This is a genomic window from Lysinibacillus sp. NPDC096382 (genome assembly GCF_044762845.1).
Taxonomy (GTDB): domain Bacteria; phylum Bacillota; class Bacilli; order Bacillales_A; family Planococcaceae; genus Lysinibacillus.
Genome location: NZ_JBIWFC010000001.1, coordinates 242,613 through 256,469, shown reverse-complemented (window position 1 = coordinate 256,469; position 13,857 = coordinate 242,613). Strand labels below are relative to the sequence as shown.

Below are 13,857 nucleotides of genomic sequence, written 5' to 3'. Positions count from 1 at the left end.
TCGCTTTGCTTTCGCTACATAAAACACTTGTAGCTGTCGCTTTGCTTTCGCTACGTAAAACATCGCTGAAACAAGTTAAAGCATTGACTTTATCGGCTCAAATGATTTGCGATGATGAATAGTTGGACCAAACTCTTCAAGGGCTATTAAATGCTGTTTTGTTCCATATCCTGCATGCTGAGCAAAACCATACATAGGGAATTCCTCGTCCAATTGATCCATATAATCATCTCGAGCTGTTTTTGCCAATATGGATGCAGCTGCAATAGCTAAGCTTTTCGCATCCCCTTTAATTATTGAATCCTGCGGAATAGAGATTGGCAGCGTCATAGCATCAACTAGCACATAATTAGGTTTTATAGATAACGATTCTACACTTGTCTTCATCGATTGCTTCGTCGCTTCGTAAATATTTAATTCATCAATTTGCTGTGTTGATTGGAAATGGATAAAGTAACATAATGCATGCTCTTTTACTAAAGCAGCATAAGCATTGCGTTTATTTTTTGATAATTGCTTTGAATCATTTAAGCCGACTAGAGCTTCACAGTTCGCAGGTAAAATAACAGCTGCTGTTACTACTGGCCCTGCTAACGGTCCACGCCCTGCTTCATCTACTCCTGCAATTAAAGTATTCTCTCCTCCGTAACTTCGATCGAAATCAACTTTCGCTTGATGTTCCTGCAGTATCTGTTGCTTTTTCTCTTGACACTTTTGCCAACTTTGCCAAGCCTTTTGTACACCTGCACGTTCATCGGTTGCTACCCCTGACATCCAGTCCTGCCATTCCTCCGCTTCTTTCAATGCTGTAGTAATTTCTTTAATCGTTTTCATATATTTACTCCCTATTGGTTCTTAACAGTTATTCGCTAATTTTACTTTTTAGTGGGCTAAGGATTCACCCTAACGTTTTGGCGTTCTTCGCAATATATCCTTTTTTGTAATATGTACTTAAATGCACAGCACTCTTCATGCCGTACATTTGAAGCCTGAGTCTCCCCGCCCATGCTTTTATACTAACAATACTTTTTTAGAAAGAACAGGTTTGGAATCGTATTACATTTAATGGTATTCCGTTATATTAATTGATTGTAGTGGAGGTTGGGCGACTCCTTAGGAATCAGCGAATGAGGAACAAAGACTAAAACCATCACATCCTGCGATAACGCCTTCATGACCAACACAGGTGCCTCTTCACTTTCACGCAAAAAAACATCTGTTGGGCCGAGACCACGCAGCGAGCAGCGCGAGTGAAGCTGCTCATCGGACGCCCCCAGAAGTCTTTGCTCTTTTGCGAAAGCGAAGCGCAAGCCTTCACTACAATCAATCCCTACGTTATAACGAAAAGCTCCAAATCAATTCAAAAATATTTATTGCTTTTTTCTCACTCTATATCATTTATCGGCAAGATGGCGTATTCCTAAAAGAAAAACTGTCACACTCACGATTTAAGGCGTGAGTGTGACAGTTTTATTACTGTTCTGTTTCTTTTTCAAGTTGTTCGTCAACAAAGTCAAATGTTAGTTTACCTAATTGCAACCCACGGATATCGCGAACGACTAGTTGAGCTACTTGATCATAATCGATTTCTCCTCCAGGACCGAAAACACGGCGAAGTTTACCGATATGATCGAAGGTATCCACTAAATCTTCATGGATAAACTGGAAGCCATAGCGTTCTTCCATTCGTGCCGGATAATGAACGGATAAAAAGCGTAGACCATATACAGCTAAATCCTCCATATTCGTTATAGTATCCTTTATAGCACCTGTTAAGGCTAATTTAAAGCCTACTTCTTGGTCTTCGAATTTCGGCCATAAAATACCTGGCGTATCGAGTAATTCTAGCTCCTTGCCGACCTTTATCCATTGCTGAGCCTTAGTGACCCCTGGCGTATTCCCTGTTTTTGCGATATTTTTCTTCGCTAAGCGATTAATAAGCGTCGATTTTCCTACGTTCGGAATGCCAACAATCATTGCACGAATGGCTCTTGGCTTCATCCCACGTGATTTCATGCGTTCAAATTTTTCTTTCAAAATTTCTTGAGCAGCCTTTGTCACCTGCTGTAATCCTTTGCCTTCAAGAGAATTGATTGCAACCGCCTTATGACCTCGTTGTGCAAAGTATTCAACCCATTTACGTGTTTCGTGCTCATCTGCCATATCTGACTTATTTAAGATAAGGAGACGCGGTTTTTGATTAATTACTTCGTCGATCATCGGATTTCGGGAAGAAAGCGGTAAACGTGCATCTATTAATTCAAATATAATATCAACTAGCTTTAATTTTTCTGTAACTTCTCTGCGGGCCTTTGCCATATGCCCAGGAAACCATTGTATAGTCATATCTATACCTCCTAAACTAAAAGAAAAAGGGAGTTTTAACTTCTTTCAGCAGTGTCCAAACGCCTGCTGAAAGAAGTTAAAGCCTCCGGCGGATGTCATGGAATCGGAAAGGAGTTCTTTGTGCAAGCACAAAGCCGATTCCAGACGCAATTATGCCAAGGCATAATTGATTTCTCCCTTTCAAGAATTACTTTACAATTTTAATATCACTAAACGGCCAGAAAATCAGACTTGTACTTCCAATAATCTCTTTCTGATCGACGACTCCAATAATACGACTGTCCTTACTGTATCGACGATTATCTCCCATAACGAAAACATAGCCTTCTGGAATTACATTATCTTTTAGGTTTACATCAATGTCTTTTAATGTAAAATCCTCGGTTAAAGTACCTTCTGTAATTTTTGATTTGTAAGCATCTAAATAAGGTTCATCTATCGGTTCACCATTAATGTATAATTGATCATTTTTATACTCCAATGTCTCTCCTGGAAGCCCAATAACACGTTTAATATAGTTTTTCTTTTCAGGAGCATGGAATACCACAATATCAAAGCGTTTTGGTTCACCTATTTTATAACCAATTTTATTCACAATCATACGGTCGCCATCTTCAAGGGTTGGCATCATGGATTGGCCATCTACTGCAATGGGTGTAAATAAAAAATAACGAATAATCGCTGCAATCGCAAATGCAATTAGAAGTGCCTTTGTCCATTCCCATAGTTCATTCTTTTCCTTTATCTGTTTTTCCATCGAGATTTGCCCCCTTGTCTATCCTCATTTTAGTTGATAGCTATTTAAGATGACAAGCAAAAAGAAAAGGGGCTTGTTACACAAGCCCCTCACTTTTAAGTCATAATTATCGAATTTCTTTAATACGAGCAGCTTTACCACGTAGGTTACGTAGGTAGTAAAGTTTAGCACGACGTACTTTACCACGACGTACAACTTCTAAGTTAGCGATTTTTGGTGTGTGTACAGGGAATGTACGTTCAACACCTACACCGTAAGAAATTTTACGAACTGTGAAAGTTTCGCTAATACCGCCACCACGACGTTTAATTACTACACCTTCGTATACTTGTACACGTTCACGAGTACCCTCTACTACTTTCACGTGTACCTTAACAGTATCACCAGGACGGAAAGTTGGTAGATCAGTGCGAAGCTGAGCTTTTGTAATCTCTGTAATAATGTTTGACATTGTTTTCTCTCCTTAGACAGATGCTCTTGCACGCAATCTATGCCACAGCGGAACACCGTAATTCAGTACTTCACATAGAAGTACAGAATAGATGTTATCATAAATATAGATAGCAATCAAGCATCTTTATCGTTATTTTTAAGTTTTTCTAGATACAATTTTTGCTTGTCTGTTAATGGATAATTCTCGAGCAAATCAGGACGACGCTCGAATGTTCTTTTCAGAGATTCTTCCATACGCCATTGCTCAATCTTTGCGTGATTGCCCGATAGTAAGACATCAGGTACTTTCATCCCACGAAATTCAGCAGGGCGTGTATAATGTGGGTGCTCTAGAAGACCCGTTGAGAACGAATCTTGTATGTGGGAATCCTCTTGTCCTAAAACCCCCGGCAGAAGTCGTACAACGCTATCTATAACTGTCATAGCCCCTAGCTCGCCACCAGTTAATACGAAATCTCCAATTGAAATCTCATCTGTGACAAGATGCTGACGAATGCGTTCATCATAACCTTCGTAATGACCACATAAAAATACTAGCTCTTTTTCTTGCGCCAGCTCTTCTGCCTTTTTTTGAGTAAAGCGCTCACCTTGTGGGCACATCAAAATGATACGAGGATTTTTCCCTTCTGTAATGGCCTCGACAGCGCTAAACATCGGCTCTGGCTTTAACACCATTCCCGCACCACCACCATACGGATAATCGTCTACTTGATTATGCTTATTACCCGAAAATCCACGGAGATCAGTGACTTCCAGATTTACAGCACCTTTTTCCTGCGCTTTCTTTAATATGGACGCTCCAAAAACGCCTGTAAACATATCCGGAAATAAACTTAACACATGAATATTCATCATAGTAGACCTTCCATTACATGGATCACTATTTTCTTCTCATCAATATTAATTTCCTTGACGATATCCTCGATATACGGGATGTAATGCTCTTTTTTAGTGCCTTTGACTACCCACACATCGTTTGCACCTGTTTGAAGAATGTCGGTCACTGCTCCAATTGTTTCGCCTTCTTCAGATACAATTGTACAGCCAATTATTTCGTGGAAGAAATATTCATTTTCCTCTAATAAATCATCTGTCAATTGATCTTTCGTAATTTTCAGCATTCCTTCTTTGAAAGGCTCAACCAAGTTGATGTTATTCATTCCCTCAAAGGTTAACAAAATAAAGTTTTTATGACGACGCACTGATTCAATTGTTACCCACGTTGGCTTTTTATCGTCTTTTTTAAACGCCGCAAGCTTTATTCCCACTGCAAAGCGCTCTTCCTCAAAATCAGTTGTTGATAATACACGCACCTCACCACGAATACCGTGCGTATTGACAATACGACCTACATTAAACCATTCCATTCAAATCTCACCTCATATCAATTTCGCCTCGGCGTAATTGCGTCCGGATTTCGAATTGTGCCCAGGCCTACGCGAGGCAGGTAAGTAACCGTTTTCGCAGGATGCGAAGGTTTTAGGCTAACATCCTTCATTTAATTCCTTTCAAAATCCGTGACATCCGCCGGAGGCTTTATCTTCATTCAGCGGGAGTTTGAAATCCGCTGAAAAGGAATCACATCCTCATTCATCTCACAACCTTAAGAGGCGGGAGTCTTAAGCTGAATGAAGATAAAAAATGCTAAAACATGCTCGTCCCCGTCAAGCTACTTGCTAGCCAGATCAAAAAGTAACATTTCTCTCACCTTTCACCTACAAAAACAGTTTAACTTTTGGTGGACGGTGTTATAGCTAAGACGTTGACCAGTCTTCCTCAATGTCATTATGTTCAATTATCTCTCAATGTAACTAAGATAATGAAAAAAGGAAGGAACCGGCAAGCTCCTTCCTTTTAATTCCAGATTTTACGCTTTTCCTCAAGGCCACTTCGAATTCCTAAGCGCATGTAAACATACCTGTTAGGACTCTCCAGTGCTTGTTGCATATAAAAGAGCGTGAAAATCTTTTCTTTCAATCCAATATATCGACGTAGGTCTTTTTTTGATGGTGACTACCCGCCGCTGAATAAACAATTGTACGAATCGCTTTCGCTACTCGCCCTTGCTTGCCTATGACTTTCCCTCGATCCTCTGGATGAACAAAAAGTTTATAAACAATTCGATTTGCATTTTCATCCGTCTCTATACGAACTTCTTCTGGATAATCGACTAACGGTAAAACGATTGCTTCAATCAGCTGCTTCAAAGACCTCGCCCCCGATTATTTACTGAATTTTTGGTTATGGTATTTTTCCATGATACCTTGTTCTGAGAACAAGTTACGCACTGTATCTGATGGTTTTGCACCGTCAGTTAACCATTTAAGAGCTTTCTCTTCATCAATGTTTACAGTAGCTGGTTTAGTTAGTGGGTTGTAAGTACCAACTGTTTCGATTGAACGACCGTCACGTGGTGAACGAGCGTCTGCAACTACGATACGATAGAAAGGAGATTTTTTAGCTCCCATACGTTTTAAGCGAATTTTAACTGCCATTTTAATAGCACCTCCGAATAAGTTTCACACAAGATAGTATATTATCAATGTTTAGGTTGTTTGTAAAGTGTTTTTTCTTAACACCTATAAAATATTATTTAAACAATGAATCGAAGCCTGGTAGTTTCATCTTTTTCTTTCCTTTTCCACTCGCCATGCCTGTCATTTGCTTCATCATTTTTTTCATTTCTTCAAATTGCTTCAATAGACGATTTACCTCTTGAATTGATGTCCCAGAACCCTTCGCTATACGCTTTTTACGGCTACCGTTAATAATTTCTGGATTCGTCTTTTCAGCAGGTGTCATCGAATAAATAATCGCTTCTACGCGACCCATTTGCTTATCATCGACTTTAACATTGTCTAAGCCTTTGATTTTGCCGGCACCTGGCAACATTTTTAAAATTTCGTCAAGTGGACCCATTTTCTTTACTTGTTGCAATTGTTCCACGAAATCATCGAACGTAAAGGTCTGGGATTTAAATTTTTCCTCTAGTTCTTTAGCCTTTGCTTCGTCAACATTCGCCTGAGCCTTTTCTATAAGTGATAGAACGTCACCCATCCCTAATATACGGGACGCCATACGCTCTGGATGGAAAGGTTCCAGCGCATCCAGCTTCTCACCCATACCAACAAACTTAATAGGCTTCTGTGTAACGGAACGAATTGATAACGCCGCACCACCACGTGTATCACCATCTAGCTTTGTTAAAACAACTCCTGTAATACCGACTGCTTCATTAAAGCTTTCTGCCACGTTTACAGCATCCTGACCTGTCATAGCATCTACAACTAGGAATACTTCATCCGGCTCTTTTAACGCACGAATATCCTTTAATTCTTGCATTAAATCTTCATCGATATGCAAGCGACCAGCTGTATCGATAATAACGACATCATGATGTTCTTCTTTTGCCAATTCAATTGCCTGACGTGCAATTTCTACTGGAGATACATCGGTTCCTAATGCAAAAACAGGTAGGGATAACTGCTTTCCTAATGTTTGTAACTGCTGAACAGCCGCTGGACGATAAACGTCTGCAGCAACTAGTAATGGCTTACGATTATATTTTTTACGTAACACATTTGCCAATTTACCTGTAGTTGTCGTTTTACCTGCACCTTGTAAGCCGACCATCATAATGACAGTTGGTGGCTTTGTATTAAATTTAATTGGGCTTTGCTCGCCACCCATTAGTTCTGTTAATTCTTCTTGTACGATTTTAATAACTTGCTGACCTGGTGTTAAGCTTTGCATAACATCTACACCGACAGCACGTTCACTGACCTTTTTAACGAATTCTTTGACTACTTTTAAGTTAACATCCGCCTCGATTAAAGCAAATCGGACTTCGCGCATCATTTCTTTAACGTCTTGTTCCGATACTTTACCTTTACCTTTAATCTTTTGGATCGTTCCTTGGAGTCGTTCCGCTAATCCTTCAAAAGCCATTGCTTTCGCCTCCTAATCCCATTCTTTCAACTGTTCTATAAGCGTTAGCTGCTCTTCAATTGTCATACTTTGTTCTGTAATCCCTGTTGTTAGCTGCGCAAGCATTTGTGTACGTTGTTGAAATTTTTCAAGTAAACATAGTTTTTCTTCATATTCTTCAAGCATCGCTTCTGTTCGACGAATATTATCATAAACAGCTTGGCGTGAAACCCCATACGATTCAGCGATCTCACCAAGTGAGTGATCATCTAAATAATAGAGTTCCATATAACTTCGTTGCTTATCTGTTAATAATGCTTGATAAAAGTCGAAGAGAAAGTTCATGCGTGTTGTTTTTTCAAGTAGCATCGAATGTTTCTCCTCCCGTTATTAGTCATTTGTATCATAACGAAAAGCGCCCGTCTGTGTCAAGGTAATCTCCTTGTCTAAAAGCTTTAATTAACTGCTTTTTAGGTGTTTTCCACCTATAGCCAGTATTTCCCTTTTAAACAATGCGATTCCCCTGTTTACAGACGAGCGCTTCAAATTACTTGTGAGCCATTAGTCCTCACTATTTTGTAATTCTTTATCTAAACCATCAGCAAATAAGCCATACACATAACGCTCTGCATCAAATGGTTGTAAATCATCCATTTTTTCACCAAGGCCAACAAACTTTACAGGAATGTGTAATTTATTACGAATAGCAAGAACAATACCGCCTTTTGCAGTGCCGTCAAGCTTTGTTAAAACGATCCCCGTTACATTTGTAGCTTCCTTAAATGTTTGTGCTTGAACAAGTGCATTTTGGCCTGTTGTTGCATCTAATGCTAATAGTACTTCATGTGGAGCATTCGGTATCTCACGAGAGATTACTCGATGAACTTTTTCAAGCTCATTCATTAAGTTTACTTTGTTTTGTAAGCGCCCTGCTGTATCACAAATTAACACATCTGCATTACGGTTTTTCGCTGCACGAATGGCATCATACATAACCGCCGCTGGATCTGAACCTTCCGATTGCTTAATCACTTCACAGCCTACACGGTCTCCCCAAACTTGTAATTGATCGATGGCACCAGCACGGAAAGTATCACCTGCCGCTAAAACAACTGTTTTACCTTGCGATTTTAGACGATGGGCAAGTTTACCGATTGTCGTCGTTTTCCCAACACCGTTTACCCCTACGAATAAAATTACCGTAAGCTCACCTTTAGGTTGCATATTAAGCTCGATTAAATCCTCTTCTCCTTGCTCATAAATTTCCACAAGTTTTTCAGAAATAATCGTTTGAATACCGTTCGTATCTTTTATATTTTTACGCTGAACCTCAAAGCGTAATTTGTCCATTAGCTCCATTACTGTTTCAAAGCCAACGTCTGCCTGTAATAATAAGTCTTCTAATTCTTCAAAGAAATCTTCATCCACTTTTCGATAACGAGCAACTAGATCGTTTACTTTAGAAGTAAATGAATTACGCGTTTTTTCAAGACCAGCCTTGAATTTTTGTGTAATAGACCATGCAGAAGGTTTTTTCTCCTCCTCAGGTTCTTCTACTACTGCAACTTCTTGCACTTCTTGTTGCTCTTGATCTTTAATTGCTACAGGAGTTTCTGTTTCAATTGAGGTTTCTGTTTCAGAAACTTCTTCAACTTTTTCCATTTCATCTACAGTTGCTTCAATTTGAGCAGGCTCTGTTGCTTCGTCTTGCTTCTGTTCAGCAGCTTCTTCTTCATTGATTGCTACTACTTTTTCTTCCTCGGTGGGATTGCCTGTCAATTTATCTTTTAAACGTTTAAAAAAACTCATGCTTGTTCGCTCCTTTGCTCCGCAAGTACGGGTTCATCTTCTAATTTTACTGATACAAGTTTAGATACGCCAGATTCCTGCATTGTAATACCATACAATACATCCGCTCCCTCCATCGTCCCTTTACGATGGGTGATCACAATAAATTGCGTATTGCGACTAAATTTCTTCAAATATTGGCTATATCGAACGACATTCGCCTCATCTAAAGCCGCCTCTACCTCATCGAGAATACAAAATGGTACAGGTCGAATATTTAGGATGGAGAATAATAACGCGATTGCAGTTAGTGCACGCTCACCACCTGAAAGCAAACTTAGATTTTGTAATTTTTTCCCTGGAGGTTGTGCTACAATTTCTATACCTGTTTCTAGCAGATTCTGAGGGTCCAATAACACTAAATCCGCCTGTCCTCCACCAAACAATTCACGGAATACACGTTTAAATTGCTCTCGAATGGCATAAAAGGTTTCGCTAAATCGTAGCGTCATTTCTTCATCCATTTCTTTAATAGCCTCATGTAATGTTTCCTGTGCAGCAAGTAAATCCTCACGCTGCTCTGTTAAAAATGAATGGCGTTCAAGTACGCGATCGTATTCCTCGATGGCGCTCAAATTAACAGGACCTAGCTCTTCTATCGATTTCTTCAGTAATTTCACTCGACGTCGCATATGCTCTTCATCTTCAATTGCAAGGGCTAACTCCTCAGCTTCCTCATATGTTAGCTGATAGTTTTCTTCTAGCTGTTCATTGAAATTATTGATTTCAAACTCTACGCGACTTCGCTTCAATTCATTTGCACGTATCGCTTCAAGGTAGCCTTTATGCGTACGTTGCAATTCCTTCAGCTGTTCTTCTAAAGTAGTAAGCTCTTGTTGTTGTGCTACTTTTTCATCTTTTTTCTGTGAAATAGTGTCTTGCAACGAATCTCTTGTCGTTTTCCACGTAGCAACTTGCTCATCCACTTCTTCATCGCTTAAAAGTTTTGTCGATTCATCAGATTGAAGCCAGATTATTTCCTGAGAAATATTTTCGGCTTTTTGACGAGCTTTGTTTAATTGTAGGGCTAACTCTGCTGTAGCAATTTGTACTTGTGACATTTGCTCCTGCATTACCGCTAACTGCGAGCGTTTTTCAGCTGACTGCTCACGAAGTAAATCTTTCTCCGATTCACTTTGTAGCTTCACCTTGCTTAATTGCTCCACTGTTTCGTTTATCTCTAGCAGTTCTGTCGCTAGTGCCGTTAAACGCTCCGTAGACGCTTCCTTTTGAGCTAACAATGCTTCTTCGCGTGTTTTTACATCTTGTGTTTCATTTGAAGCAAAGGATACTCTTGCGGATAAGCTTTTCTCGACAACCTCTAGCTCGCGAATACGACTTGCCTGTTGCATTTCATCTTTTCGAAGTTGCTCACCGTCAAGCTTCAATTGTTCTACTTTGTCTCGCAATGTTGCAAGCTTCTCTTTCTCAACTGAGACAGCCTGTTCAGCACTATAAATAGATGCTTCCAGCGATTCTAGCTTTACTATTAAACCATCTAATTCCGCTTTTCTTGTAAAGAGTGACGATTGTTGCTTCATTGCACCACCTGTTAATGAACCGCCTGCATTAACGATATCACCTTCAAGTGTTACAACACGATACCTAAACCCACATAAACGAGCAATTTGACTTGCACCTTCTAAACTTGATGCAACGATAACATTACCAAGGAGGTTCTCAACAATTGTGCGGTTGTTTTCATCGAACGTTACAAGTGCATCAGCCATATGGACAAATGCGGGGTGCTCAGTTGCTAGCTGAATCATAGATAGATTGATCTTCCGTGACTTGATAACTGTTTTAGGTAAAAATGTTGCGCGTCCAGCTCTCTTTTGTTTTAACCAATGAATTGCCTGTTGAGCAAATTGTTCATTGGTTGTCACAATATGCTGAGAGGCTGCCCCTAATGCTGTTTCAATAGCCTGGGAATATTTCCCTTCAACTTGAATTAACTCAGCAACGGCTCCTTCAATCCCAGCTAATTCACTTTTATCACGTGCTAGTAATACTTCTTTTACGCCATGGAAAAACCCAGAGAAATCTGCTTCAAGCTCAGCAAGCGTATCTTTTCTAGCTTTCAGTTGCTGCTGATGCTGATAAGCTTTATAAAGCATATCCTGCTTTTCATTAAATGATGCATTGACGTTTTTAAGCTGTATTTGCAATGCTTCATATTGCTCAAGTTTTTCCTGCAAGTCGTTAGTTGTTGTAGTATGAGCAACAACTAGCTTCTCTTTTTCAGCTAGAATTTGCGCAAGCTCTTGCCCGATTTCATCAGTTTGATCTAACATTCGTGTCGCCATCGCTTTTTGCTGCGCTAACTGTTGTTCGATATTTTTTAATTCATTTTTAACTGTTGCTTCTTCGTTTAAAGAGTCGATATAGCGGTTTTTTTGTTCTTCAATTTCTTCTTCAATTTCAGAAACTGAGCGATTTAAAGATTGTTCTAATTGCTTAATGCTTTGTTTCAGCGCTGCAACCTCTTGCTGTTTTTCAATGAACAATTCTTTTTTCTCTTGCTCTTGGGCTATAAGAGACTCAACCTCAGCTTTTGCTTCCTGTAATGCCGTATTCAATTGAAGTAGTTGATTAGAAGCATTTTGTCGTTTTTCAGCCATTAACGCTTTACGACCATCCCAACGCTCTACCTCCATTGTTGCATTAACAAACTCAGCCTGAGTCGTATCTAGATAATCATCTAACTCTTTTAAAAGCTTACGAATACTTACAGTTTGCTGTTCTATCGAAGAAATATGATGAGCTTGTTTTTGCTCCGTTTCATATAGCTCCGTATACTCAGCTTTCAGAGCATGCAAAGATTGTGCACAATTTTTTAAATCGTGCACAAGGATAGCAATATCAAAATCCTTTAACTCTGTTGACATTTGCACATAATCTCTTGCACTTGATGCCTGAATTTCTAACGGCTCCAGACGACTGTCTAGCTCATGTAAAATATCCAAAACACGATACAAGTTTTCATCTGTTTCAACAAGCTTATGCTCTGCCTTTTTCTTTCTTAGTTTATACTTTAATACGCCAGCTGCCTCTTCAAAAATTGAACGACGGTCATCAGGTCGGCTATTTAAAATTTCATCGACACGGCCTTGCGAAATAATGGAGAATGCCTCTTTCCCAAGTCCTGAGTCCATAAACAAGTCCGTAATATCCTTCAGGCGACACTGTTGGTTATTTAGTAAATATTCACTATCACCTGAACGGTATACGCGTCTTGTTACGCTAACTTCTGTATATGAAAAAGCTAACTGTTCATCTGTGTTATCTAAAATTAATGTTACTTCTGCAAAGTTTAGTGGCTTACGTGAGTCACTTCCAGCAAAAATAACATCCTCCATCTTTGCCCCACGTAACGACTTTGCCGATTGCTCCCCAAGTACCCAACGAATAGCATCAGTGACATTACTTTTACCACTACCATTTGGTCCAACCACCGCTGTAACACCAGGTACAAAATCAACTCCAATGCGTTCCGCAAAAGATTTAAAGCCAATCACTTCGAGTCGTTTTAGGAACATCTATTTAAGCCTCCTCTTTTGCAGTTTGCTCACGCATTGAACGCATCGCACATTGCGCAGCTTGTTGCTCGGCTTCTTTTTTTGATTTCCCACGACCAATACCAAGTTCTTGCCCATTTAATAGCACGCTCGATACAAAGGTACGATTATGTGCAGGACCCTTTTCATCAATAATTTCATAATGAAGAAGACCATTATTTGTTTGCTGTACCATTTCTTGCAATTGGCTTTTGAAATCCATCACATGCGAAAAAGCACCGATTTCTACTTTCGGGAATACGATTCGTTCTAAAAAGCACACAACCGTTTGTAAGCCTTGATCTAAATAAAGGGCACCTACAAATGACTCAAATACATCTGCAAGTAACGCTGGGCGTTCCCGTCCACCTGTTAATTCCTCACCTTTTCCAAGTAATACAAAGCGACCAAAGCCTAATTCATTTGCAAAGATAACAAGTGACGGCTCACATACTATGGATGCTCGTAGCTTCGTCAGCTCACCCTCACTCATATGTGGGTATTTCTCAAAAAGGTATTTAGAAACAGACAGTTCAAGTACTGCGTCTCCTAAAAACTCAAGACGCTCATTATCCGTAAACAATTTACGGCGATGCTCATTCACATAAGATGAATGTGTGAATGCTTGATACAATAAATTTTTATTAATAAATGTGATATTTAATTCATGCTGTAACAGCTCGAATTGATTGCGTACTTTTTCAGGAAGCACGCCAGATTTCTGCATAGTTCCTTTTCTTTTCATAGCCATTGAACAATCTGCCTTCCTAATAGTTTCTACCGTTTAAGTGTACCTTTTTCAAGGCATTTATGCAAAAGTATTTCGGCTTAAATACAATGTTTTGGAAATTATTTTTTTCAAGGTCAATTTCGCCTTGGCGTAATTGCGTCCGGGAGGCTTTTGGCCAAGGTGATGTTGGTCACTCAGTCGTCACCACAGGACGTGGCGTTCTTAGACTGAGTTCCTTT

Annotated in this window: 13 protein-coding genes; all 13 read right to left on the bottom strand. The window is 39.6% G+C overall.

Features of this window, described 5'->3' with window-relative positions:
• Positions 1–75: 75 nt before the first annotated feature.
• Positions 76–834, bottom strand: coding sequence for a ribonuclease HII (locus ACIQZA_RS01210; RefSeq protein WP_400934260.1), 759 nt, complete (start codon positions 832–834; stop codon positions 76–78).
• Between the two features lie 639 nt (positions 835–1,473).
• A complete protein-coding gene (gene ylqF, locus ACIQZA_RS01205) occupies positions 1,474–2,346 on the bottom strand; it encodes a ribosome biogenesis GTPase YlqF (RefSeq protein ID WP_142507486.1) in 873 nt (290 codons plus the stop codon).
• A 187-nt stretch (positions 2,347–2,533) separates the two neighbouring features.
• On the bottom strand, positions 2,534–3,103 hold the full coding sequence (gene lepB / locus ACIQZA_RS01200; RefSeq protein WP_132357459.1) for a signal peptidase I: 570 nt from the start codon (positions 3,101–3,103) through the stop codon (positions 2,534–2,536).
• Between the two features lie 106 nt (positions 3,104–3,209).
• Positions 3,210–3,554: a 50S ribosomal protein L19 gene (gene rplS, locus ACIQZA_RS01195; protein WP_049668419.1), complete on the bottom strand. Its 345-nt coding sequence runs from the start codon at positions 3,552–3,554 to the stop codon at positions 3,210–3,212.
• A 116-nt stretch (positions 3,555–3,670) separates the two neighbouring features.
• The gene (gene trmD, locus ACIQZA_RS01190; RefSeq protein ID WP_132357881.1) at positions 3,671–4,408 is read right to left on the bottom strand and encodes a tRNA (guanosine(37)-N1)-methyltransferase TrmD; all 738 of its coding nucleotides are present in this window, start codon (positions 4,406–4,408) and stop codon (positions 3,671–3,673) included.
• Positions 4,408–4,923, bottom strand: a complete 516-nt coding sequence (gene rimM / locus ACIQZA_RS01185) for a ribosome maturation factor RimM (RefSeq protein ID WP_142507487.1) — start codon at positions 4,921–4,923, stop codon at positions 4,408–4,410. The genes trmD and rimM overlap by 1 nt, the downstream gene beginning before the upstream one ends.
• Before the next feature lie 606 nt (positions 4,924–5,529).
• Positions 5,530–5,763 (bottom strand): KH domain-containing protein, encoded by a 234-nt coding sequence (locus tag ACIQZA_RS01180; RefSeq protein WP_004269410.1) that lies wholly within the window; start codon positions 5,761–5,763, stop codon positions 5,530–5,532.
• Between the two features lie 15 nt (positions 5,764–5,778).
• Positions 5,779–6,051: a 30S ribosomal protein S16 gene (gene rpsP / locus ACIQZA_RS01175; RefSeq protein WP_142507488.1), complete on the bottom strand. Its 273-nt coding sequence runs from the start codon at positions 6,049–6,051 to the stop codon at positions 5,779–5,781.
• A 94-nt stretch (positions 6,052–6,145) separates the two neighbouring features.
• Positions 6,146–7,504, bottom strand: a complete 1,359-nt coding sequence (ffh, locus tag ACIQZA_RS01170) for a signal recognition particle protein (RefSeq protein ID WP_402880093.1) — start codon at positions 7,502–7,504, stop codon at positions 6,146–6,148.
• A 12-nt stretch (positions 7,505–7,516) separates the two neighbouring features.
• Entirely contained in the window at positions 7,517–7,852 is a 336-nt protein-coding gene (locus ACIQZA_RS01165) for a putative DNA-binding protein (protein WP_132357463.1), read from the bottom strand.
• 192 nt (positions 7,853–8,044) lie between these two features.
• Positions 8,045–9,292 (bottom strand): signal recognition particle-docking protein FtsY, encoded by a 1,248-nt coding sequence (gene ftsY / locus ACIQZA_RS01160; protein ID WP_400934255.1) that lies wholly within the window; start codon positions 9,290–9,292, stop codon positions 8,045–8,047.
• Positions 9,289–12,870 carry a chromosome segregation protein SMC gene (gene smc / locus ACIQZA_RS01155; protein ID WP_402880094.1) on the bottom strand — a complete coding sequence of 1,194 codons (3,582 nt, stop codon included), beginning with the start codon at positions 12,868–12,870 and terminating at the stop codon, positions 9,289–9,291. Before smc ends, ftsY begins: the two co-directional genes overlap by 4 nt.
• Before the next feature lie 4 nt (positions 12,871–12,874).
• Complete coding sequence (gene rnc / locus ACIQZA_RS01150) at positions 12,875–13,639, bottom strand: ribonuclease III (protein WP_400934252.1); 765 nt, start codon at positions 13,637–13,639, stop codon at positions 12,875–12,877.
• Positions 13,640–13,857: the final 218 nt, after the last annotated feature.